Source organism: Microbacterium sp. Ld4 (assembly GCF_045066555.1).
In the GTDB taxonomy this organism is placed as follows: Bacteria; Actinomycetota; Actinomycetes; order Actinomycetales; family Microbacteriaceae; genus Microbacterium.
In genome coordinates, this window is the sequence record NZ_JBISHE010000004.1 from 32,932 (window position 1) to 57,153 (window position 24,222).

Genomic DNA, 24,222 nt, shown 5'->3' on the forward strand with positions numbered 1-24,222 from the left:
GAACGGAACGAAAGTCAGGCCGATTCACTCGGCGCGCTGTCCACCGTTGGCCCTCGGCTTGGCGTGCAGTCCCTCGACCCAGTCGTCCAGATCTGCGGCCGTTGAGGTGGTGACGCGACGCTGCTCGAAGACTATGCAAGCCTGCACCCCCAATAATGTGAGCGCTAGCGAGGGCCCCCGCCCGGCCGCGGTCCGGTTTCCGCATCGAGGGAATGTCCGCGCTCGTTTAGCAGCTTGCTCAGCACATTCAGGCCATCCGCGGTGAAGCGTACGAGTTCCGCGAATGCCTCCGAGTCCGCTTCGACGTATGTCCAGTCACCGTGCGGTCCGCTACCGGATGACCGAGCACCGTGCCTCATCACAGTGAAGAGTTGAGCGTGCGCATGAGCCGAGCAGATGGCCCATAGACGGTAAAACCTCTTATCCGAGCCGGGGATGAACCGGCTCGCCTTGTCCGGAAGAGTAGACGGCTCCACCGGAAGGCTCATCTTCTTCTTGTCGAAGCCCATCTTCGTGCACACCTCGCTGAGGATGCGATCGAGTCCGAGGTTGACCTTCTCCGCCTCTTCGTCAGGCTGACCGGACCGGCGAACGCGGTCCGCGTATTTTTTCCCCTGGCTCAGTTCAGTTGCGAGCAGCCTGGTGGCGTTTTTCACTCGCTCTCGTCCGTCCGTCGGTCCGAGCACCCAAACTGCGGCGGCGAGAGATTCCAGGACCGGTCTGAACAGCGTGTAGTCGCTATATAGACTCAGCCACATCGCTGGCTCCTCCTCGCGACCACCCGTCTTGTCTACCCAGGCCGCTAAGTGGTCCACGATGGCTGAGACGAAGCCGTCCACGACGGTCACGGGCACGACATCGCTCCCCGAGAGCACCTGATCGGCCGCCGCGTCCGAATCGGGTGCGACATACCGGTGCGACCGGTAGATGAGAGCGGCGAAGCGCCTCATCCCCTCGCGAGCGTTGATGATGGTTTGGTCCGCCGCGGACGCTGGCGTGGGGACTGGCTCGCCGAGCGGCGCTGACGGCTTCTCGACCGTCCGAATGTGTGTCTCGATGGCTTCGCGGAGCGCGTCGAGAGCGTCGTCTTCAGTCTCTCCGAACCTCCGGGCGAGCTTGACTGCGCCGCCGTCGAGTGGGCGCACCCAAGCCTGGGCGACGAAAGCACCCTCCGCTCGCATCCCCTCCGAGGCTGCGGCGACAGCAATGCGGCTATGTGTTCCCGGTTCGAGCGGCTCAGCAGGCACGGAATCAGAGTAGAGGTAGTGGTAGCAGCGTCGAACAGTGAGCTTGGCGCGACAGGGCGCGCGATCTGTTTCTGCTGCCGAGCGCGCCTTTGTGCAAGCACCCGGTCGGTCAGAGCTGCTGCGGAAGTAGAGTTCGGGGATGGATTCGGGTTGGGCCGTTGTGTTGGGTGCCGTCATCGCTTTGATCGGCTCGTCGGTGGTGCCGTGGGTTCGAGAATCTCTTGCGGAGCGGTCGCAAGCCAAGCGCGCTCGCGATGAGCACCGAAGGACTGCGATGGTCGAAGTCATCGAGACGACATCCGCGGGGGTCGCCGCTCTGATGATGGATGACGACCCGGCATTCGTATCGGCGTACAGCGCGCGGAGCGCTGCAATGACACGTCTGATGCTTGAGTGCGATGAGGCAGACCGACGACATCTCTGGGATGTGAACACGCGCGCGGCAGGTAAATCTCGCCGCGATGCGCCCGAGGCGGCCAGAGCGTTCCACCTCGTGATGATGGACTGGTATGCGGGAACGGTTCCCCCCGAAAAGCTACTCGCCCGGTTCGATGAGGAACTGCTCAATGCCAAGAAACGTCGGACCGGCGGCGTCTCGTAGCGGACCCCAGCGCGTAGGCCTCTCCGCAGAGCCAGCAGACGCCGGGCTCGGAGCGTTTCTACGATCCGATATCAATGCCGATCCATTTCGATCATGACTCTGTCGCCGCACCTGGCACACAGGCGGTGCGGACAGGCGGTGAGAGCGCTGCGCGAATCCGCTGATGCAAGGGTGGCCGCGAGCACTTGGCTTACAGGAAAGCGGAGGGCGGTCTGAAGGAAACGCGGAAACCGCCCATCGCCGCGATCCGCACCAGGACAGGTTCTGCCAACGGCCGCCGGTCGAGAATAAGGGCACTGGCTTCGCGCCAGTGCCCTTCTCGTTTTATGCCCCAGCGGTCGCTATACGTGCCAGCACGGACATCGAGCCGCAACTGCGACCAGGACATGCAATCGAGCCCGATCGACGACTGATTCTCGGGCCGGTCGCTAGCGACGAGACCTCTGATCCCGTCCGCGCTGACATCCCGAACCATGCCGTCGCGTGCGGAGGGCCTTCCGCCACGCCTTCAGATCGCCGCCCATGGTCCCACCGATAGCGATCGATGCGACGGTGGAACTAGCGGGCGCGGGCTCAAGCTCAGTGCGGCCCGTGCTGGTTCGCGTGTGCGTGGCAGCGCGCGAGGAGATCCGCGCGGCTCTCCTCCGCGGCCTGGGCGCTCTCGGTGATGCTTTGCCCCTTGCCGCTCGCGGCGCTCACATCGAGTTCGGGGCGACCAAACAGAACATCGTAGAACGGCGCGAGGTCCTCATCGGAGAACTTGAAGGTTCTACTAAGTGTCTGCAGGGGCGTGCCCCACTGGCTACCGCTGTCCGCGTTGATGTCCGCACCTTCATCGAGCAAGCGGGCGAGCAGGGGAGCTTCGGCGGCGAAATCGTGCTGTGTTGCGCTCAGCAACACGTGCAACGCGTTCACGTTGCTGTCGGTGGCGGCGCTGGCATCCGCACCGTCGTCGAGCAGTCGAGTGGCGATCGCGACTCGGCTGGCGGGATCGCCGTTGCGAAGAGCTCGCATGAGGAGCGTCAGTCCGTCCTCGTCCGCCCACGTCGCGTGCGCGGGTTCATAGTCGGCGAGGAACTGGGCCTCGCTCTTGGTCGCGGAGAAGTAGACGCGGGGGAAGACCATGACCCCCACGGTAGCGACGAGCCGGACAGTCGGCCACAGGAGTAGCCCCACCTGTCGGCGTCGGAGCCGCAACTGCGACCCTGACGTGCAATCGGGCCCGATCGACGATCTCTCAGAACGCGACCAAGACCGAGGAGACTGGTTCCGTGATAGATCGTCGGCGGTCGTTGGTCTTCGTGTCAGCTGCGGTGTTCTCGTTGCCGCTGCTGTCCGCGTGTGGTGCCGGCAGCCCGCCGGTCGGTCCTCTGTTCGAGGAGGTCGCCGACAGCCCGCATGCCTACGTGTACATGATCGACGGCACGGAGATGGAGTTCACCGACGGCTTCGAGACATTTGCCGCACCCGATGACGCCGACGTGGTCATCGAGTCGATCCGTTCTGTCGGTGACTCCGATGAGGTCACTGTGATCGGCACGCTGGTCTCCGGCCCTTTGGGGGAGAACGGCACCTGGCAGTCCTTCGACGCCTATCCGCCGGTGGAGGGAATCGAGGCCGACACCTTCGAGGCGGAGGGCGCACGCATCCCCGCGGGGTCGGGGCATTATCAGATCCTGATCGGGTATCGCGGTGTGATCACGGAGATGTCCGTTCGGCGCGGCGTCGAGGTCACCTACCGGATCGAGGACAAGACCTACCGTGACACGCTGCCGGCGAGCATCATCATGTGCCCGCCCGATGAGGAACAGGCATGTCTCGACGAGATGGACCGACCCGTGGAGCAGTTCGTCGACGAACAGTAGGCGGCGCGTCGGATGACCCGCAGGTTACGTGACCCTGGGAGGCGCCTGACCGTTCCAAACCGGGGACCAATCCGCTCCGGATGACCGTTCGTGCGGAAAAACACCCATACCGAAAACGAGACACTCGACCGGAGCGCCACCGCAGCCGCTCCGCTTCCTCCCTCACATCCGACCGATGCTCCCGGCCCGGAGAGGGCCCTTCGTGCTCCGCGATCGTTGCGTTCGCGACTCGTCGGCCAGCTCGCGAGCTTCGGGTTCATCGGCGGCATCGCGTTTGTGGTCGACCTGACGGTCTATAACGTCCTTCGCGCGAGCGTTCTGCAAGAGTCGCCGATCTGGTCGAAGGTGGCCAGCGTCGCCGTCGCGACCATCGTCGCCTGGCTGGGGAACAGGTACCTCACCTTCCGCCGCGAGCGATCCCCGCACGCGTTCCGCGAAGGCGTGCTCTTCGCCATCGTCAACGTGGTCGGCCTCCTCATCGCAGCCGCGTGCCTGTTCGTCTCGCACTACATGCTCGGGTTCACCTCGCAGCTCGCAGACAACATCTCCGGAAACGGCATCGGTCTCGTCCTCGGCACGGCCTTCCGCTTCGCCGCGTACAGGTGGCTGGTGTTCTCGCCCCGCGCCCGCACTCTGCGGCTCCCTCGCTCTGCTCGCCGACCCGCTCTGGACATCGGAGGTAACTCGTGATCCCCGCCCGCGACACCAGCATCCTGCCCGCTCATCCCCGTCACGCCGGGGCCGCTCCTGACCCTCTCCTGACACCGGTAGCGCCACCCCCCGGGCAAGCTCCGCTGAACGAGACAGACCCGTCGGTGCCGGAGATCACCGCTCCCGCATCGACGGGTGGGTTCTTTCCCGACTGGTCGGTCGGGGAGTGGATCGGGTACAGCGGGATCGTCCTCCTCGCGATCGTGCTCACGGCGATCGCCGTGACGACGCTGTGGTGGATGCTGCACGCATGGCGGTCGGCCGCAGATCTGCGCGCCACGCAGTTCAGCGCCTCTCCCCGCCCCGCGCAGCACCGCTTCACCCTTCTGGTGCCTGGTCGGCACGAGGAAGAAGTGATGGGTCAGACCCTGGACCGCCTTGCGCAGCAGGACCACCCGAACTTCGAGATCATCGCGATCGTCGGTCACGACGACCCCGGAACCGAACTGGTCGTCAGGGAAGCGGCCGCCCGTAATCCGCATCTCATCAAAGTCGTCGTCGACGACAGCGTCCCCAAGAACAAGCCGAAAGCTCTCAATCGCGCGCTGAAGATCGCCACGGGCGACATCGTCGGTGTGTTCGACGCGGAAGACGAGGTGCACCCGGGATTGCTCACGGTCGTCGACTCGAAGTTTCAGGAAACCGGCGCCGATGTCGTGCAAGGCGGCGTGCAGCTCATGAACTTCGAGACGAGCTGGTGGTCGCTGAGAAACGTTCTGGAGTACTACTTCTGGTTCCGTTCGCGCCTCCACTTCCACGCCCGTTCCAAGTTCATCCCGTTGGGCGGCAACACCGTTTTCGTCACCCGCGACCGGCTCGAATGGTCTGAGGGCTGGGATGACCAGTGCCTCGCGGAAGACTGCGAGCTCGGGGTGCGCCTGTCGAGCGACGGTGCGAACGTCGTCGTGGCATACAACCCCGAATACGTCACGCGCGAAGAGACTCCACCGACGCTGACGTCGCTCTACAAGCAGCGCACGCGATGGAATCAGGGGTTCCTGCAGGTGCTCGGAAAGGGCGAGTGGAAGAAGCTCCCCACCCTGCGTCAGCGCATGTACGCCCGCTACCTGCTCAACATGCCCTTCATTCAGGCGGCGACGGGTGTCCTGATCCCGATCTCGATCGCCTTCATCCTGCTGGTGAAGGTGCCGACCATCGTCGCGCTGATCACCTTCCTGCCCTTGATCCCGACGATCGTCACCCTGGTCGTCGAAGCCGCAGGTCTGGCCGAGTTCGGCCGGGTGTACGGCAAGAAGGTCCGGGTGCGCGACTACGTGCGGCTCGTCCTGGGCCTCGTGCCCTATCAGATCTTCCTCGCCGCGGCGGCCGTTCGTTCCGTGATCCGACAGCTGAAAGGCGACGGCAGCTGGGAGAAGACGGAGCACACCGGCGCCCACCGCGGCGTGACGGAGACTTCCACCCCCGAAGCATCGGGTAGCTCGGCTGATCTCGTTCCTGCGGCGGCCGTGGAGGCGGAAAAGTGACATCGACACTCAACCGAACCTCGGCGATCGTGGATCGACCGGCGACCGCGTCGGGCCGGGAAGGCACCACTCGCGGACCGCACTCACCGTGGTGGCGGTCACGGCTGCACGACCTCGCCTGGCTGCTGCCCGCGCTCGTCGTCGGCATCGTCGTGAACGCGATCAACCTCGGTGGATCACCACAGCGCATCGACGACGAAGGCACGTATACGGCCCAGGCCTGGGCCATCGGCAACCTCGGCGAACTCACCCATTACACGTACTGGTACGACCACCCGCCACTCGGTTGGATCCAGATAGCGGGCTACGCCGCGCTCACCGGAGCGTGGGATCGCCACGATGTCGCCGTCATCGCTGCTCGAGAGGCGATGCTGGTCGCGACGGTCATCGCAGCGATCTTGCTGTGGCTGCTCGTCCGCCGGATCGGGTTCGCTCGCCCCACGGCATCCGTCGCGACAGTGATCTTCCTGCTGTCGCCGCTGGCTGTCCAGTTCCACCGCCAGGTGTACCTGGACAACATCGCGACGGCATGGTTGCTCGGCGCGCTCCTCCTCGCGATGAGTCGACACAAGCAGCTCCTCGGCTACATCGGCGCCGCTGCAGCGTTCGGCATCGCTGTCCTGACCAAAGAGACGTACCTCTTGGCGCTCCCGCTGGTCGCGTGGCTCATGTGGCGCGGCGCCGACCGCACCACGCGCCGGTACACGTTGTCCGTTGCTGCCGCGGTCCTCTCTCTCTTCGGCCTGAGCTACGTCGCTTTCGCTCTGGTGAAGGGCGAGGTCATGCCCGGCGATGACCGTGTGAGTCTGTTCGAAGGGCTCGCCTTCCAGCTGGCCTCCCGTGAGGGCAGCGGTTCCCTCCTCGACCCCGAGAGCCTCATGTCCCGCACCGTCGGCATGTGGTGGCAGCTCGACTCCGTCCTGATCGTCGCCGCGCTCGGTTCGGCTGTCGCAGCGCTTCTCGTGCGGCGTCTGCGGCCGTGGGCGATCGTGCTCCTCGCGCTCACGGCTTTCATGTTCCGCGGCGGGTATCTGCCGGTTCCGTACGTCATCATGCTGCTGCCGTTCGCCGCCCTGGTGGTGGCGGGGATGGGCCAGGTCGCGGTCGAATGGCTGCGGGCGAGGTCGAGCACGCGCCGCATGATCTCGCGGGCCGGTGGAGCGGTTCTCGCAGGTGGCCTCGTCGTGGCCCTGGCCGCGGCCGGACCCCTGTGGACCACCCAGCTGCGAGGCTTCCTTCTCGCCGACCTCGACCGTCCGCTTCGTGATGCGGAGCTCTGGATGCAGACGAACGCGGCGCCTGATTCGCGGATGCTGGTGGACGACGCCATGTGGGTCGATCTCGTCGACGAGGGCTTCACCCGCGAGAACGTGGTCTGGTACTACAAGGCCGACACCGACTCCGATGTCCAAGCATTGGCGCCGGGTGGATGGCGAGACTACGACTACGTCATCACGACGGATTCGATGCGAACGTTCCCGACAGAATTCCCCACGGTTCGGCAAGCCATCGACAACAGCGTCGTCGTGGCCTCCTTCGGGGAGGGCGCGCAACAGGTCGACATCCGATACGTCGACAGCGATCAGTCCGGACTTGCGCAGGCAGGCGACGATGAGCTCTACGCGGCGCGCTCCCTCGCCGGCCAGCAGCTGTTGACCAACCCCGACGTCGGCGTCCCTGCAGAGGCTCAGGAGCTGATGACCGCCGGCGTCGTCGACAGTCGCATCCTGCTGAGCGTGGCGCAGCTGGCTGCGACGGGCAAGCTCGACATCGCAGCGATCGAGCAACTCGACGGAGACCCCTCCGGCGTGCACCGCCAGCTGGTCATCAGCTCATTCGCCGGGCGCGACGCACGCGGGAGCGGCGCCGGCTCCGACGACGTGCTCAGGTTCTACGACTCCTTGAGCGGCGCGCTGGCACCCCTGTCCACCGAGCGCAGCGATGCGGGTGTGGTGATCACGTTCGACCCGGTCGAGCCGGCCACCCTCCTGCCGCGTCCTGCGGCGTGAATCCCGAACCGGTCTGACAGGCCGGTCGATCCCGAAGAAAGGCGAACCATGATCCGGAACACCTCACCCCTCCACTCGGCGGCCCGTTCCCCCCGACGCGCTGCCCGAGGGCTGGCTCTCGCGGCAGTGGCGGCCGTGCCGCTCGCTCTCGTCGTCGCGGCAGCCCCGGCCGCCTCGGCGGCCCCCGCCGACCCCGGCGGATGGGCACGTGTCGCGCATCTGTCGCCGGACACCAAGTCCGTCGATGTGCAGATGACAGCACTTGCCGGCGGCGCCGTCGTGTACGAACTCGACGATGTCGCATACGGCGCGGTCAGCGACTACATCCCGCTCGCTGAAGGGACGTATGTCGTTTCGATGGTGCCTTCGGATGCCGGCGACGATGCCGAACCGGTCGTGGAGCAGTCCGTCGAGGTGGCCGCCGGCGACCCGGTGACCGTCGCCGCTTACGGTGTCAACTCCGACCTCAAGACCGCGGTGTTCGAGGACGACCTCTCCGCTCCCGCCCGGGGTGAGGCGCGTGTCCGCGTGATCCAGGCCTCGACGCTCGAACCGACCGTCAGCGTGGATACCGCAGAAGGCCAGCCGATCGCGCGTGACGTTCCCACCGGGACCGCCACCGGATACGCCTCGGTCGCCGCGGGATCCTGGAACCTGGAACTTGCAGGAGCGGCGGACATGTCATCTGCCGACGTCGATCTCCCGGCGGGTTCCGTGTCGACGCTGTTCGTCCTCGACAATGCCGCGGGCGCTCTCACCGCCAAGGCGGTGACGGATTCCGCGACGCTGGCGGACATGCCGATCGGCGGAATCGAGACCGGTGGAGGCGGGACGGCGGGCGAGCAGAACGCCCCCGTCGGTTCGATCGCGGTGGCTGCTCTCGTCCTGGGAGGCGTCGCTTTCTCGATCGCCGCACGTCGTCGCCGGGGAATCGAGGAGAGCAGCTGATGCGAAACTCGCGGATGCTTGCGGGAGCTTCGGCGACCGTCGCCGTCGCTCTGGCTCTCACCGCCTGCGCGGGCGCCGGCCCGACCGACCCTTCCGCGCCGGCGAAAGACGACACCTCCGCCGAGACCTTCCTCGACGAGTACCTCGAGGAAGGTCGGGTCGTTCGCACGGACCAGGGTGGCGACACGGTGAGCGAGGGTCAGGCGTACGGTCTGCTGCTCGCGGTCGTCGCCGACGATGAGGCGCGGTTCGACGAGATCTGGCAGTGGACCACCGCCAACATCCAGCGCGATGACTCCTTGCTGGCGTGGCGATGGGATGACGGGGCGATCGTCGACGACGAACCCGCCTCCGACGCCGATCTCGACGCGGCGCGTGCGCTCGTGCTCGCGGGGGAGGCGTTCGATCGACCCGATCTTCGCGCTGACGGTGTCGAGCTCGGCGACGCCCTTCTCGATGAGATGACGGCGACCACCGCCCTCGGGCGGATCCTCCTCCCTGGACCATGGGCGACCACATCGCCGCACGCGTACAACCCGTCGTACGCGTCGCCCGTCGCCTACGCGGTGATGTCGGACGCGTCGGGGGATCCGCGGTGGGCCGAGCTCGCGGAGGGCAGTCGAGCCGCGACGAAGGCACTGTGGGACGCGAACGCCCTGCCGACCAACTGGGCGACCATCGCGGACGACGGGTCGGTCGCGATCGCGGGCGCCGCAGACGGAACGGGCGAGCCCTCCTTCGGATATGACGCCGCCCGCGCCTCGATTCGCTACGCCGAGTCCTGCACCGCTGCCGACGTCGAGCTCGCCGCTCGAATCGCCACCGCCCTTCCTGCGGATGACGTGCTGCCGGCAGAGATCGACTCCGGCGGTGGATCGCTGACAACCGACCAGCACCCGGTCGCCTACGCGGCCCGGGCCGCCGCCTACGCTGCGGACGAGCGCAGCGCGGACGCAGCCGCCGACCTCGCGCGGATGAAAGACACTGCAGCACGCGTCCCGACGTACTTCGGCGACGCGTGGGCCGCGCTGGCGGATGCGATGCTCACCACCGCGACCCTCGGTGGATGTCCCCGGCTCGACGTCTCATCCGCGGACGCACAAGGAGCATCATCCCGCTCGGATGCCGGTGCCCTCCAGGATCCTGTGCCGGCCCGGGCCGCATCGGACGCCGTCCCCGAACATGTCTCCATCCCGGCGATCGGGGTCGAATCCGACCTGATCGGGCTCGGCCGCGGCGACGACGGATGGATCGAAGCTCCCGCGGATTACAACGACGTCGGCTGGTACGAAGACGGGGTCGTCCCCGGCGACGTCGGCCCTGCGGTGATCGCGGCGCACGTCGACTCGCCGTGGGCCGCCGCGATCTTCCACGATCTGTCGAAACTCGCTCCAGGCGACACGGTGTCCGTCTCCCGCAGCGACGGCACGGTCGCAGAGTTCGTCGTCACCGGTACGCAAAGCGTCAAGAAACACACCTTCCCGACGGAATCGATCTACGCGCCCGTCCCCACTCCGGAGCTCCGACTGGTCACGTGCGGCGGGCCCATCAGCGGCGAGACCGGGCTTTACGAGGACAACATCGTCGTGACCGCGGTCGCGTCGACGGAACAGTGAACGAAAGGCTCTGACATGCACACCACGCTCACCATCATCCCGACGTACAACGAGCGGGAGAACATCGAATGGATCGTCGACCGCGTGCTGGCCGTGGGACGTTCCGACGTCCTCATCGTCGATGATTCGTCGCCTGACGGCACCGGTCACGTCGCAGACGGACTTTCCTCGAGGCACCCGGGCGTGCACGTCCTCCATCGAACGGCGAAAGAAGGACTGGGTCGCGCCTACCTCGCAGGATTCGCCTGGGGTCGCGCCCGAGGATACGACGTCCTCGTCGAGATGGATGCCGACGGTTCGCACCAGCCCGAGGCGCTCCCGACGATGCTCGACCAGCTGAGCTCTGCCGACATCGTCCTCGGGTCGAGGTGGGTGCCGGGCGGCAGAGTGGTGAACTGGCCGCTGCACAGGAAGGTCCTGAGCATCGGCGGCAACGTCTACGCGCGCCTCGCGCTGGGAATCAGCGTTCGCGACGCGACCGGAGGCTACCGCGCTTATCGCACGACCGCTCTCAACGCGATCGGTGTGGACGGCGTCGCCTCTCAGGGCTACTGCTTCCAGCTGGATCTGCTCTGGCGAGGACTCGAGAGCGGACTTCAGGTCGTCGAAGTCCCCATCACCTTCGTGGAGCGTGAGCATGGCGTGAGCAAGATGAGCGGAAGCATCGTCCGGGAGTCGCTGCTGATGGTCACCATGTGGGGGATCCGCCGCAGGCTGACCGCTGCGCGGGAGCTGCTTCTCCATCACCGGCGCCTTCCGTCCGTTCGCGCCAACTCGCGCCGCCTCGCCCCCTCCTGAGTGCGGGTTCCCGCCGATCGCCCGACGGGCGGCGCCGAGGACGGATCATCGGGAGAGCGACCTCCGTCCGCGTTGCACCCGGTCGTAGGAGGGCTGGCGCAGCGCGCGAACCCAGCGGTACATGCCGGCGCCCGGCAGCAGCCGCGTTCCCGCATCGAACCGGAGGGCGTCGGTCTGATCCCGCGCCCTTCGGAGGGTGATCACGGCGAACGGACGCCACGGCCCGGCGGTAGACGCGAACGACAGCTGCAGTCGCCAGTCCGCGCGTGTGAGGGCGTCGTCGAGAGCCGCCCCGCCCGGGGGGAGCGGGGTGCCGAGCGGCTTGGCGCGCAGCAGCACGGGTCCGCTTGTGCCGCGATAGGGCAGCAGGATGCCGAAGGTCGCCGCGGAGGGCCGGGTATGCGGGAGGAGCGCGAAGCGCAGGGGCAGTCCGCTCCCCGTCGAGGCGAACTCGAGGTCGGCGGTGCCTTCTCCGGTCTCGACGCGGAGCGCGAGACCCAGGATGTCGGGAACCGGAGCGGGGAGTCCGAGGGAGCGCGACAGTCGCCCGATGACGGGAGCGCTCCGGCCGGCGGGCTGGGCGTCGATCCACGAGACGCCCGACCGGGCCGAGCCCGCAACCCACCGGATATCGCCCTCGAGAATGATTCCTCGCGAATGGATGGGCCTCGGATGCCGGAGCGCCTGCAGTGCGCCGAAGCCGGCAGCGAGACCTCGACCGAGGGCACGAGTGACGAAAGGACCGGTCATGGACGTATCGATGTTCTCGCTCGTCGCCGGTCAAGCCCGTGCGGAGACCGTCATAGGATGACCGGATGAACGCGCTTGTCAGAGCCACGGACGCGCAGATCGATGCCGTGTGCGAAGCCTTCGCGTCCGTGTCATGGCCGCTGGGCCGCGACGACTTCCGGGCACTCGCCGGGCGCCTGGGCTGGCAACCCAAGCTGGAGACCTCCAGCGGTATCCAGCACCGTTCTGGCTATTCCGTGAACCTGCCGACTGTTCGTTCCCTGGTCGCGGACGACGCGGTCTCACAGGTCGTGATCGCGGTCTCCGATAAGACTGACGACCGAATCGCACTGCGGGGTGCCGCGCGCGAACTGCGGTCGGTGCTGAACGGGCACCTTGGTGCGGCCGACGATGTGCAGGGCGACGACGCGCACTGGGAACTGGGCAACGGTGGCCGGATCTGGCTCAGGACCGTGCCGAAGAAAGTGCTGCTCGTCGTCCAGGACCAGCGGTTCGCCGATGTGGAGCGGCGCGAGGAGCGGCTGGGCATCGATGCCGGTCGCGCGGCGGACGCTGGTGAGGACATCGGCTGACGATCTTCGGTTGCCCGACGGCCCGCTGTCGCCGCTGGGGGACGCCCATCGTAGGCTCGTGCGGTGGGCATCGGAGAGTGGGTCGCGCCGAAGCGGCTGGGGCGGGACTTCCGCTGGCTGCTCGCCTCGTCGTGGACGAGCAACGTCGGCGATGGCATCGCGCTCGCGGCATCCCCGCTTCTCATCGCGTCGATGACCGATTCGCCCGTGCTGGTCGCGTCGGGCGCCATCATGCAGTTCCTGCCGTGGCTGCTGTTCGGGCTGCACGCGGGCGCGATCGCCGATCGCGTCGATCGTCGTGTGCTCATCATGGTGGCGAACGGCACCCGCGCCCTCGTGCTCGTGGCCCTCTGCGCCTTCCTCCTCACCGGCGTGGCCAACATCTGGGTGGTGCTCGTCGTGGCGTTCGTCTACGGGTGCGCCGAGGTGTTCGTCGACACCACCAGCAGCACCCTGCTGCCGATGATGGTGAAAAAGGCCGACCTGGGCATCGGGAACGCCCGTCTGCAGGCGGGCTTCCTCGTCGCCAATCAGTTCGGCGGACCGCCGCTCGGCGCGTTCTTGTTCGCGGTCGGATCGTTCTGGCCGTTCGCCGTGCAGGCACTGGCCGTCGCGCTCGCCGTCGTGCTCATCTCCCGCATCGCCACCACTCGGGTGCCCGTCCCCGATCGCCCTCGGACGGCCGTCCACACCGACATCCGGGAGGGGGTCCGCTGGCTCTGGCGGAACCCCCCGGTGCGGACCCTGGTGATCATCATCCTCACGTTCAACATCACCTGGGCGGCGCCCTGGGGAGTCTTGGTGCTGTACGCGACCGACTACCTGCAGATGGGGCCTGTCGGATACGGCGCCTTGACGACCGCGTCCGCGATCGGCGGGCTGCTGTCGACGGTGAGCTTCGGATGGCTCGAGCGGCGATTCACCTTCACGGCACTGATGCGGGTCTGTCTGAGCGCCGAGGTGCTGATGCACCTCGCGTTCGCGCTCACCACCTCCGGCGCGGTCGCGTTCGTCATCATGATCGCTTTCGGCGCGTACGCGTTCGTCTGGGCGACCATCTCGACGACCGTCCGCCAGCGGCTCGTACCGCATGAGCTGCAGGGGCGGATCGCTTCCGTGAACATGGTCGGCGTCTTCGGCGGCTTGGTGATCGGCCAAGCGCTCGGAGGCGTCATCGCGCAGATCTGGGGACTCACGGGTCCGTGGTGGTTCGCGTTCGTCGGGGCGGCGCTCACACTGCTGCTCGTTTGGCGGCCCATCTCTCACATCGCCGCCGCGCCCGTCGTCGACGATGAGACGGATGCCTTGCAGTAGCCATTGACACGATTCATTCGATCGGATGGATCGGTTGCGCCGCGCGGCGAAGCCGTGCGAGTATCTGTCCACGAGGACGGAATGCGCTTTCCAACGGTGGATGCGCGGCGTCCTTCCGCGTGATCTCGTTCACACGCACCCGCCTGCTGCGCTGCCCTCCGACCGTCAGGTCCGGGCTGATCGGCATGCCTTCTCGCCGACGATGTCCAGGAGGAACCCCTTGGCTGCACGCCATCTCGACGCCCCCGCCCGCCCCCGGCCGATCCGGTCGGCCCTCGCGACGACGTCCGCCGCCGTCCTCATCGCCACGCTCCTGGCCGCATCCCCTGCGACCGCCGAGGCAGCGGGCGACCCCCGTCCGCTGCCGACGGGTGACGTCGTGGCCTTCGACTTCGGACCGGGTGCCGTCGCCGACGGCGCGATCGGTGTCACCGCGGCCACGACCTTCGACGCCGAATGGGGCTACGGGTTCTCGACCGCCCCGTCGGCCGACCCGGCCGACGTCGACCGCGGCGGCGACGACGCCGTGCGTTCCGACTTCGTCGCCGCGCAGGGCGGCACGTTCGAGATCGAACTCGGCGCGGGTGACTACTCCGTCGCGATCGTGGCAGGCGACGCCGAGGGCGCGACGGACATCTCCGTGACCGCCGAGGGGATGGCGAAGGTCCAGCCGACCACGAAAGCCGCGGGGGAGTACCTCGAGATGGCGTTCCCCATCGCCCTCGTCGACGGGCGTCTGACTCTTCAGATCGGAGGCGCGGCGGCATCCCTGGGCGCCCTCACGATCACCCGCCTGCCCGAGCGCACGGCGGGGGCGATCCCCACGACCTACCTCACCGGCGACTCCACGGTGCAGACCTACGACGCGACGGCCTACGCGCCGCAGGCTGGCTGGGGGCAGATGCTCGACCGCTTCCTCACCGACGACGTCGCCGTGACCAATCGCTCGATCGGAGGTCGGTCATCGAAGAACTTCATCACCCAGGGGCGTCTCGACGAGGTGCTGCGGACGATCCGTCCCGGTGACTACCTGTTCACCCAGTTCGGGCACAACGACGCGACGCAGGGTGTCGACGACCGGTATGCGTCGCCGGCCGACTACAAGGAGTACCTCCGGGTCTACGTGGACGGGGCCCGCCAGCGCGGTGCGACTCCGGTTCTGGTGACGCCGGTATCGCGGCGGAACTTCGACCCCGAGACGGGCCTGTTCCGGGTGAGCTTCCCCGAGTACGTCGAGAAGATGACCGAGCTCGCGACCGAGGAGGACGTGCCGCTGATCGACCTGTCGGCATCCAGCCGCGCCTACCTCGACGAGATCGGGCCCGAGGCGGCCAAGGCCGTGTTCCTCCACGTCGACCCGGGCGTCTTCCCGAACCGTCCCGGCGGCACGGTCGACGACACGCACTTCCAGGAGTACGGCGCGATCCAGATGGCCAGGCTCGTCGCCCAGGGGATCGCCGAGCTCGACGACCCGCTCGCGGCGAAGGTGACCGACACCGAGCAGCCGGCCGCCGTTCCCGCGTCGCCGCAGAATCTCGTCGCAGGCGGCATCAGCAACGGAGGTGCGACCCTCCGGTGGGACGCGGTTCCCGCGGCCGACATCTACAAGGTCTACCGGCAGGCTGCCGGCGACGCGGCCGATGCCTGGACGCTGGTCGGCACCGTGACCCAGCCCACGACCCTCGTGCAGGGCCTGACCGAGGGTGCGACATTCCGCTACCGGGTCGTCGCGGTCAACGGCCGCGGGGAGTCCGATCCGTCGGCGATCGTCGAGTTCACGACGAAGCAGGCCGCCTACCGCTTCGACTTCCAGCTGACCGGCAATCCCCTGGCCGCCGGGTACACCGAGGTCACGCCGAATCTCGCCTATTCCGCAGAACGCGGCTTCGGGTTCACCAACACCCTCCCGGCGAACGCCGGTCGCGACCGCGGCGCGGCCGACGGCTCGAACGATCTCGTCCGCGACTTCGTCCTCCCGGGCGACAGCTCCACCTTCGCGCTCGACGTGCCGAACGGCACCTACTCGGTGAAGACCTTCTCGGGCGACTGGATCGGCTCGACGCGCACGAGCTTCCGGGTCGAGGGGAAGGATGCCGGTTCCGGCAACGCCGGACGCGGCGCAGTGGCGACCGTGCTCCGGGGTCCCTTCCTCGTGACCGACGGCCAGTTGAACATCGAGGCATACGGGGCCGCGGCAGGCACGCGCCTCAACGGCCTCGAGGTCACTCCGATCCTCCTCGGTCCCACCGGACTCGCCGTCGCCGGCATCGACGCCGATCCTGCCGCGCCGACGATCGAACTCGAGTGGGAGACCGAAGCCGGGCTCCGCTGGAACGTCTACCGCACATCGATGTTCGACACGGCCCCCGTCCTGATCGGAGACACCGACGAGGCTCGCTACATCGACCGGACGGCGCGGGTCGGACTCGATTACAGCTATCACGTCACCGCGATCGACCAGACGAACCTCGAATCGGTGCCCTCGAAGACGGTGAAGACGAGCCTCGTCGATCCGGGCGTCGAGGCCCCCGCTGCGCCCCGCGAGGTGACCGCCGAGCGCGTCGACAAGCGCGAGATCGAACTGTCGTGGACCTCCCCGACCGACGCGGTGTATGCGCTCGTGTTCCGCTCCGAGACCGAAGGGGAACGCGGCGACCTCGTCGGCACCGCCGACGTCGCGCGCTTCATCGACTCGGACGTCCTTACCACCGTGCCCTACTTCTACACCGTGGTACCGGTCAACGCGGGCGGCGCCGGCGCCGCATCCGATCAGTTCGAGACGCCCGCGCCCACGGTGCTCCAGCGTCAGGCCGAGTACCTCGACCGGGGCGTGGCGGCCACGAAGACGGATGCCGGTGTGCTCGTGTCGTGGCGCCTGCTCGGTACCGATCCTGCGGACGCCGGCTTCCACGTCTACCGCGACGGAAAGCGCATCACCGGATCACCGGTGACCGACTCCACGAATCTGCTCGACGAGGACGGCGCCGATGACTCGACCTACTTCGTCACCCGCCTGAGCGGCTCCGGCGACGACGTCGTCGAGACGACCGAGTCCGACCCGGTCGGCGTGCAGACGGCGGCCTATCGGTCGCTCGAGCTGCAGAAACCGGCCGACGACTACACCCGGGACGGCCAGCCGTACACCTACTCCGCGAACGACACCTCGGTGGGCGACGTCGACGGTGACGGACAGTACGAGCTGATCGTCAAGTGGTACCCGTCGAACGCGAAGGACAACTCGCAGGGCGGTTACACGGGAAACGTCTACGTTGACGCCTACCGCATGGACGGCGCGCGGCTGTGGCGGATCGACCTCGGCGTGAACATCCGGGCCGGTGCCCACTACACCGATCTCATGGTCTATGACTTCGACGGAGACGGCCGGGCTGAGCTGATCACCCGCACCGCCGACGGCACGATCGACGGCGCGGGCCGGCCCATCGGCAACGCCGGTGCCGATCACCGCAACAGCTCGGGCTACGTCCTCCAGGGGCCCGAGTTCCTCACGGTCTTCGACGGTCTCACCGGGGCGGCGGTCGACACGATCGACTACGTCCCGCAGCGCGGTGACGTCGGCTCGTGGGGCGACACCTACGGAAACCGCGTCGACCGGTTCCTCGCGTCGGTCGCCTATCTCGACGGCGAGCGCCCCAGCGCGGTCTTCAGCCGCGGCTACTACACCCGAGCCGTCATCGGCGCCTTCGACTTCGACGGCGAAGAGCTGTCCGAGCGGTGGGTGTTCGACACCGACGACGACGGGTCCGAGGCGGTCTACGGGCAGGGCTACCACTCCATGTCGGTGGCCGACGTCGACGGTGACGCGAAGGACGAGATCGTCTTCGGGTCCGCCACGATCGACGACGACGGCGAGGTGCTGTACTCCACCGGACTCGGCCACGGCGACGCGCTGCACGTGTCGGACCTCGACCCGTCGCGACCGGGCCTCGAAATCTTCGCCGCCCACGAGACCATGTCGGCGTCGGGAAACCGGGGCGCCACCTTCCGCGACGCCCGGACCGGTGAGATCCTCTGGGACATCCCCGCCACGGTCGACACCGGCCGAGCGGCCTCCGGCGACATCGATCCGCGCCATCCGGGCGCAGAGGGCTGGGCCGTCGGCGGCGACGCCGCGTGGAACTCCCGCACCGGGCGCCTCGTCTCGGCATCCGGAGAGCGCATCGGAGACCAGATCCCAGCGGCGAACTTCCTGGCGTGGTTCGACGGGGACCCACTGCGCGAGATCGTCGACCACTCCTGGAACGCGAGCACGTCACAGGGCACGCCGACCGTCTCGAAGTGGGACTGGGAGGCGGGCATGGAGAAGGTGATCCTCGAAGACGAGGGCGCGCGGTCGAATAACGGCACCAAGGGCACTCCGAACTTGCAGGCAGACCTCTTCGGCGACTGGCGCGAGGAGATCGTGTGGCGTTCGGCGGACTCGTCCGAGCTGCGGATCTACTCGACCAGCGACGAGACCGAGCTGAGGATCCCGACACTCATGCACGACATGCAGTACCGGGTCGCCGTGGCCTGGCAGAACACCGGCTACAACCAGCCGCCGCACCCGAGCTTCTTCATCGGCGACGGCATGGACCCGGCACCGATGCCCTCGATCGCCGTCACCGGCGACGCGAGCGGGGCGAGCGATGAGACGGCTCCGGTCATCTCGGGCCTCCCGCCGCGGGACGCTCTGCTCGCGGAGAGCGACGAGCTGCGACTCGCGGTCACGGCAGAAGACCCCGAGTCGGGCGTGCGCAACCTCGATGTGGCGCTCGACGGCGAGCCGGTGGCCGCCGATGCCGTCATCGAGCTCGATGGACGGGTCGGTGAGCACGTCCTCACCGTCCGTGCCGTCAACCACGACGGCCTGGTCGCCACGGCGGAGACCCGCTTCCTCGTGTTCGCCGACGACGGGTCGACCACCGCTCCCGGGCGCGGCGCGCTGTCGACGAACAGCGGATGGGACGACGGCCTCCACGACGGGACGTTCGCCGTCACCATGAACCTGTGGTGGGGAGTCAACGGGTCGGTGTTCCGCCTCTACGAGAACGGCGAGCCGATCGCGACGCGCGTCCTGACAGCCGATTCGCCGCGCGCGCAGGTCGCCACGGTCGACGTGGCGGGACGGTCGAACGGGACGTACGTCTACACCGGCGAGCTCGTCAATGCCGCCGGCGTCACGAAGACCACCTCGACGACGGTGGTCGTGAAGGATGCCGCTCCGGCCCCTCCGGTGGTGTCGCATGACAACAGCGACGGCGACGGCCGCTACGTCCTGACCACGAACCTGTGGTGGGGGACGAACGCGACCGGCTACACCCTGTTCGAGAACGGGAAGGCGATCGACACTCAGGATCTGACGGCCGCGTCGCCGAAGGCTCAGCGTGCCCAGACGCCCGTGACGGGCCGGACGCCGGGGACGTACGAGTACGTCGCCGAGTTCGCCAACGAGGCCGGGAAGACCCGGTCGGCCCCGATCACGGTCGTCGTCCGCTGACCTCACGGGAGCGCCTGGTGGTCACCCTCGGGGGACTGCCAGGCGCCCCGTGACACACTGGAAGGGCACTGCGGATCTCGCGGTGGGAGTAAGGAAGGGGGCATTCGTGCCCACCTGGTTCGAACAGCTCATCCACGCCGTCACGGGGCGCTCCAGCGCCCACGACTCCCTGCCCGACCTGCGCGACCTCCCCTCGGAGCGCGTCGCCGTCGAACGGACCTACTACCTCGTGAACGATCGCGAGCGCCGCACGCAGGATGATCGGCTCTACGTTCTGCGCCGCGAACCCGACTCCCGACGTGATCCTGCCGCCGTCGCGGTCTACTCCAACGGTCGGAGCGTCGGGTATCTCTCCCCGGCTGCCGCAGAGCCGCTCGCGCCCTACCTCGACCAGCTCGGGGGAGCCGCCGTCGTCAACGGCGCCGGAAGCGAGCGCGGCAGCATCACGCTCCGCGTGGATGTGCCCACTGTCGACGCTCTGCGCGGATACACCGCCGGCGCGACGCTCTGCACCGCCTGCTGACGCACGTCCGGTCCGCCGGCCGCTGGTCGTCTCGCGCCGGTGCTATTCCCGACTGCGAATTGCTGTCATCATGAAGACGGCGAAGACGGCGAAGACGGCGAAGACGTCGTATCGCGGAAACGGGGACCCATGGACATCGAGCTCGTCGACCCGGAACTCCGCGACCTGACGAGGCGGCTGCCGTCGTTGAACCCCGGCAATCCGATGGTCCGGACCGTCATGCGCGTCGCGATCCGTCTGATGCGGCCCCCCGTCACTCCGACCGTCCGCGTCCGCACCGTCGTGGCCGCAGGCCGCCGGGCGCGCGTGTATGAGCCCGCCGCCCGCCGCACCAGCGGCGCCCTCCTGTGGATTCACGGCGGCGGACTGCTGTTCGGGGACGCGAAGCAGGACGAACGGATCTGCGCCGAGACCGCGCGCGACGTCGGGGTCACGGTCGTCTCCGTCAACTACCGCGTTGCGCCGGAGCACCCGTTCCCCGCCGCGCACGACGACGTGCTCGCCGCGTGGCGCTGGCTGCTGGCGAACGCCGCCTCGCTCGGTGTCGACCCCGCGCAGATCATCGTGGGCGGCGAGAGCGCCGGCGGCGGACTGGCGGCGGCGCTCGTGCACCGCATCCACGACGACGGCGGCATCCAGCCCGTCGGTCAGTGGCTGTTCGCGCCGATGATCGACGACTCGACCGCGGCGGACCGCTCCCTCGACGACGTCGATCACTGGGTGTGGAACAACCGCCTCAATCGAATGGGGTGGAGCGGGTACCTGCCGGGCACGTACGGGACCGCGGCCGTGCCGGAGTACGCGGCGGCGGCCAGGCGCCCCGACCTCTCGGGGCTCGCGCCGGCGTACCTCGCCGTCGGCGACATCGAGCTGTTCTCCGCCGAGAACGTTGAGTACGCGAGACGGCTCGAACGCGCGGGCGTTCCCACGACTCTCGACGTGGTCGCAGGGGCCCCGCACGGGTTCGAGAACTGGGCGGCGGACACCGCGCCCGCACGATCGCTCATGGGTCGCGCTCGCGCGTGGATGACCGAGATCTTCAGGGCCGCCGCGGCCGATTCGCCCCGCTGACCTCTCGGATGCCGTGAGCCGGGCGCTCGTGCGCGTCGCCGGCAGCGGGCGACAGCCGTCGCGCCCGATCCCGCATCGTCTGCGAGGCTGGGCGGGTGACTGAAACTCTCGTCATCCTCGTGGTGGGCCTGCTGCTCGTCGCGGCATCCGCGGTCGTCGGCCCTCGCGTCGGCGTGGCCGCCCCCGTGCTCCTGGTGGGGCTCGGTGTCGCGGGGAGCCTGCTGCCCTTCTTCGCCGACTTCGAGCTCGACCCGGAATGGATCCTCACCGGCATCCTTCCGCCCCTGCTCTATTCGGCGGCCGTTTCGATGCCGGCGATGCGGTTCAGGCGCGAGTTCGCCGCGATCGGCGGCCTGTCGGTGTTCCTCGTCATCGCGACCTCTCTCGTGCTGGGGCTCTTCTTCATGTTCGTGCTCCCCGGCCTCGGGTTCGCATGGGGCGTCGCACTCGGCGCCATCGTCAGCCCGACGGATGCCGTCGCGACGTCCATCATCAAGCGGACCCCGGTCTCCACACGTGTGGTGGCGATCCTCGAGGGGGAGAGCCTCCTCAACGATGCGACCGCGCTCGTGCTGCTGCGCACCGCCATCGTCGCGGCAGCGGCATCGTTCTCGTTCTGGGGCGCGGTCGGCACGTTCGCCTACTCCGTCGCGATCGCGATCGGCATCGGTGGGCTCGTCGGCTGGGCGAACCTCGTGGTCCGCCGCCGCGCCACCGATCCCACCGTCAACACGGTCATCTCTTTCACGGTGCCGTTCTTGGCGGCCGTGCCAGCGGAGCTGCTCGGCGCATCGGGCCTCGTCGCCGCCGTCGCCGCCGGGCTCGTCACCGGCATCCGTGCGCCTCGGCAGCTCTCGGCGCAGAACCGCCTGTCCGATGCGCAGAACTGGCGCACCGTCGAACTCGTGCTCGAGGGAGCTGTCTTCCTCCTGATGGGGCTGCAGCTCAGCGCGATCATCGCCGACGTCGAGTCCGACCACGGCGGCGTGCACATCGCGATCGCCATCGCCGTCGGGGCGTGGGTGCTCACGATCCTCGTGCGGGCGGCGTATGTGGTGCCCCTGCTCTCGCGACTGTCCCTCCGAGCGCGCCGAGTGGGGAAGCTCCGCCCTCGTCTCGAGGGAATCCAGCAGCGGCTCGACAGCGATGAGGGCACCGCGGGCGTCCGGGAGGAGCTCCAGCGTCGGGGGCGACGGACGAGCGACAACGACCTCGCCCGCTTCACCCTCCGCGTCACGCGGGGACTCTCCGACATCCGGTACTTCCTGAGCGCCCCGCTCGGCTGGCGCGAAGGTGCGGTCGTGGTGTGGGCGGGGATGCGCGGCGCGATCACGGTCGCGGCCGCGCAGACGCTTCCCGAGGAGACCCCGCAGCGGCCCGTCCTGATCCTCATCGCCTTCGCCGTCGCCGCACTGTCGCTCCTCGGACAGGGATCGACGGTCGCCCTCTTCGTACGCAGGGTCGGCAGCAAGACGCAGGCGCAGCGCATCGACGCCCGCGCAGCGGACGACCGGCGTGAGGTGCTCGCGCTGATGCGCCGGAGCGGCGACAGCGTTCCCGCGCCCGTCCGCCGCGATGACGCGACCGAGGCCCAGCGTTTCGACGTCCAGTCGCGGCACCGGCTCGCGGTGCTCGCCGCGCAGCGTGCCGCGCTCCTCGACGCACGGGACGAGGGAGCATTCGACGCCGACATCCTCGCCGATGAACTCGCGATCCTCGATGCGGCGCAGATCGCGATCGAGCTCCGCCGCGGACAGCACTGAAGTCGGTTCCGGAGGCCCGGCGAGCCCGCCGCCTCGCTAGCCTTGGGCTCATGCAACAGCGCACCCTCGGACGCACCGGCCGCACCGTCTCGGCCATCGGACTCGGCACCTGGCAGCTCGGCGCGGACTGGGGTGACGTCTCCGAGGACGACGCGCACGCCGTTCTCGCGGCGTCCGCCGACGCCGGCGTCACCCTCTTCGACACGGCCGACGTGTACGGCGACGGCCGTAGCGAATCGATCATCGGGACCTTCCTCGACGGACGGCCCGGTCACGGGATCACCGTCGCGACCAAGATGGGTCGACGCCTCCCGCAGGAGCGCGAGAACTACACGCCCGAGAACTTCCGGGCCTGGACCGAACGGTCACGGCGCAACCTCGGGGTCGACACCCTCGATCTCGTCCAGCTGCACTGCCCGCCCGCCACGGTCATCGATGCCGATGAGACCTACGACGCCCTCGACGTCCTCGTTGCGACGGGCGCCATCGGGGCCTACGGGGTGTCCGTCGAGACGACGGCGCAGGCGCTGGCGGCCATCGCGCGCCCGAACGTGACGAACATTCAGATCATCCTGAACCCGCTCCGCCTCAAGCCGCTCGACGAGGTGCTCCCCGCAGCGGATGCCGCCGGTGTCGCCGTGTTCGCGCGGGTGCCTCTCGCCTCGGGTCTCCTGAGCGGCCGGTACACGCGCGAGACGACGTTCGCCGAGAACGACCACCGGTCCTACAACCGGCAGGGCGAGGCCTTCGACCGGGGCGAGACGTTCTCCGGCGTCGACTACGAGACCGGGCTCCAGGCGGCATCCGAGCTGTCCGAGGCGCTCCCCGAGGGCGTGACCCTGCCGCAGGCGTCGCTCGCATGGGCGGCGTCGCTCCCCGGCGTGACGAGCGTCATCCCGGGCGCGAGGAACGTGCGCCAGGCGGAGTCGAACGCCGCCGCGGGGCAGGTCATGGAGACCACCGATCTCTCCGCGTTCTCCACCGCTGTCCGCGACGTGTACGACCGTCTTCTGAGGGCGGACATCCACCCGCAGTGGTGACGACCCCGGCCTGGGGATGAGAATCCGGCACACCCCCTTCCTCCCGCTACCGTGACGGCGGGAAGGGGGAGTGCCGATGATCGTCATATTCTCGGAAGAGCTGCCGGTGGCCGCCGTCGTCGCGGTCGCGCTGGCGTACGCGTGGCTGGCGGTCGCCTCGATCGTGCTCGCCCTGGTCGATGCCCGCACCCACCGGCTCCCGAACCGATGGGTGCTGCCGGGATACCCCGTCTTCGGTGGTCTGGTCGCGATCGCGTGCCTGCTCGGAGCGCCGTGGCAGAACGCGCTCCGCGCGGCGCTCGCCGGTCTGCTCCTGTTCGGCTTCTACCTGATCCTCCGCGCGGCGGGAGGGATGGGCGGCGGAGACGTGAAGCTCGCCGGGGTGCTGGGCCTCGCGCTCGGGTGGGTGGGAT

General features: G+C 68.4%; 19 protein-coding genes. 16 read left to right on the forward strand and 3 right to left on the reverse strand.

Annotated elements, in window-relative coordinates; translation table 11 throughout:
• Nucleotides 1–164: 164 nt before the first annotated feature.
• Complete coding sequence (locus tag ACJJV7_RS01435; protein ID WP_405372315.1) at nt 165–1,247, reverse strand: type II toxin-antitoxin system HicB family antitoxin; 1,083 nt, start codon at nt 1,245–1,247, stop codon at nt 165–167.
• A 139-nt stretch (nt 1,248–1,386) separates the two neighbouring features.
• Between ACJJV7_RS01435 and ACJJV7_RS01440 the strand changes: the two genes are divergently transcribed.
• Nucleotides 1,387–1,848 carry a hypothetical protein gene (locus ACJJV7_RS01440; protein ID WP_405372316.1) on the forward strand — a complete coding sequence of 154 codons (462 nt, stop codon included), beginning with the start codon at nt 1,387–1,389 and terminating at the stop codon, nt 1,846–1,848.
• 579 nt (nt 1,849–2,427) lie between these two features.
• Here the strand turns inward: ACJJV7_RS01440 and ACJJV7_RS01445 are convergent.
• Complete coding sequence (locus ACJJV7_RS01445; RefSeq protein WP_405372317.1) at nt 2,428–2,973, reverse strand: hypothetical protein; 546 nt, start codon at nt 2,971–2,973, stop codon at nt 2,428–2,430.
• Between the two features lie 146 nt (nt 2,974–3,119).
• Between ACJJV7_RS01445 and ACJJV7_RS01450 the strand changes: the two genes are divergently transcribed.
• From ACJJV7_RS01450 to ACJJV7_RS01480, 7 genes are all read left to right on the forward strand, one after another.
• Nucleotides 3,120–3,713, forward strand: coding sequence for a hypothetical protein (locus ACJJV7_RS01450; protein ID WP_405372319.1), 594 nt, complete (start codon nt 3,120–3,122; stop codon nt 3,711–3,713).
• 216 nt (nt 3,714–3,929) lie between these two features.
• A complete protein-coding gene (locus ACJJV7_RS01455; protein ID WP_405372320.1) occupies nt 3,930–4,403 on the forward strand; it encodes a GtrA family protein in 474 nt (157 codons plus the stop codon).
• Between the two features lie 125 nt (nt 4,404–4,528).
• The gene (locus tag ACJJV7_RS01460; RefSeq protein WP_405372321.1) at nt 4,529–5,908 is read left to right on the forward strand and encodes a glycosyltransferase; all 1,380 of its coding nucleotides are present in this window, start codon (nt 4,529–4,531) and stop codon (nt 5,906–5,908) included.
• A complete protein-coding gene (locus tag ACJJV7_RS01465; RefSeq protein WP_405372323.1) occupies nt 5,905–7,917 on the forward strand; it encodes an ArnT family glycosyltransferase in 2,013 nt (670 codons plus the stop codon). Before ACJJV7_RS01460 ends, ACJJV7_RS01465 begins: the two co-directional genes overlap by 4 nt.
• A gap of 48 nt (nt 7,918–7,965) precedes the next feature.
• The gene (locus ACJJV7_RS01470; protein ID WP_405372324.1) at nt 7,966–8,865 is read left to right on the forward strand and encodes a DUF4397 domain-containing protein; all 900 of its coding nucleotides are present in this window, start codon (nt 7,966–7,968) and stop codon (nt 8,863–8,865) included.
• Nucleotides 8,865–10,481, forward strand: a complete 1,617-nt coding sequence (locus tag ACJJV7_RS01475; protein WP_405372326.1) for a glycosyl hydrolase family 8 — start codon at nt 8,865–8,867, stop codon at nt 10,479–10,481. Before ACJJV7_RS01470 ends, ACJJV7_RS01475 begins: the two co-directional genes overlap by 1 nt.
• A gap of 15 nt (nt 10,482–10,496) precedes the next feature.
• Complete coding sequence (locus ACJJV7_RS01480) at nt 10,497–11,279, forward strand: polyprenol monophosphomannose synthase (protein WP_405372327.1); 783 nt, start codon at nt 10,497–10,499, stop codon at nt 11,277–11,279.
• Between the two features lie 45 nt (nt 11,280–11,324).
• On the opposite strand, the gene ACJJV7_RS01485 is transcribed toward ACJJV7_RS01480, so the two are convergent.
• Nucleotides 11,325–12,029 carry a hypothetical protein gene (locus ACJJV7_RS01485; protein ID WP_405372329.1) on the reverse strand — a complete coding sequence of 235 codons (705 nt, stop codon included), beginning with the start codon at nt 12,027–12,029 and terminating at the stop codon, nt 11,325–11,327.
• 65 nt (nt 12,030–12,094) lie between these two features.
• On the opposite strand from ACJJV7_RS01485, the gene ACJJV7_RS01490 reads away from it, so the two are divergent.
• The 8 genes from ACJJV7_RS01490 to ACJJV7_RS01525 form a co-directional block, all read left to right on the forward strand.
• Nucleotides 12,095–12,601: a DUF6301 family protein gene (locus ACJJV7_RS01490; RefSeq protein WP_405372331.1), complete on the forward strand. Its 507-nt coding sequence runs from the start codon at nt 12,095–12,097 to the stop codon at nt 12,599–12,601.
• Nucleotides 12,602–12,664: 63 nt separating this feature from the next.
• Complete coding sequence (locus ACJJV7_RS01495) at nt 12,665–13,915, forward strand: MFS transporter (protein ID WP_405372333.1); 1,251 nt, start codon at nt 12,665–12,667, stop codon at nt 13,913–13,915.
• A 220-nt stretch (nt 13,916–14,135) separates the two neighbouring features.
• Nucleotides 14,136–19,412 (forward strand): GDSL-type esterase/lipase family protein, encoded by a 5,277-nt coding sequence (locus tag ACJJV7_RS01500; RefSeq protein ID WP_405372335.1) that lies wholly within the window; start codon nt 14,136–14,138, stop codon nt 19,410–19,412.
• A 106-nt stretch (nt 19,413–19,518) separates the two neighbouring features.
• Nucleotides 19,519–19,935, forward strand: coding sequence for an HIRAN domain-containing protein (locus ACJJV7_RS01505; RefSeq protein WP_405372336.1), 417 nt, complete (start codon nt 19,519–19,521; stop codon nt 19,933–19,935).
• 129 nt (nt 19,936–20,064) lie between these two features.
• A complete protein-coding gene (locus ACJJV7_RS01510) occupies nt 20,065–21,006 on the forward strand; it encodes an alpha/beta hydrolase (protein ID WP_405372338.1) in 942 nt (313 codons plus the stop codon).
• Nucleotides 21,007–21,101: 95 nt separating this feature from the next.
• Nucleotides 21,102–22,769: a cation:proton antiporter gene (locus ACJJV7_RS01515; RefSeq protein WP_405372339.1), complete on the forward strand. Its 1,668-nt coding sequence runs from the start codon at nt 21,102–21,104 to the stop codon at nt 22,767–22,769.
• Nucleotides 22,770–22,819: 50 nt separating this feature from the next.
• The gene (locus ACJJV7_RS01520; RefSeq protein WP_405372341.1) at nt 22,820–23,809 is read left to right on the forward strand and encodes an aldo/keto reductase; all 990 of its coding nucleotides are present in this window, start codon (nt 22,820–22,822) and stop codon (nt 23,807–23,809) included.
• Between the two features lie 76 nt (nt 23,810–23,885).
• Nucleotides 23,886–24,222 (forward strand): prepilin peptidase (locus ACJJV7_RS01525; protein ID WP_405467802.1); only part of this gene is annotated, 337 nt, incomplete at its 3' end.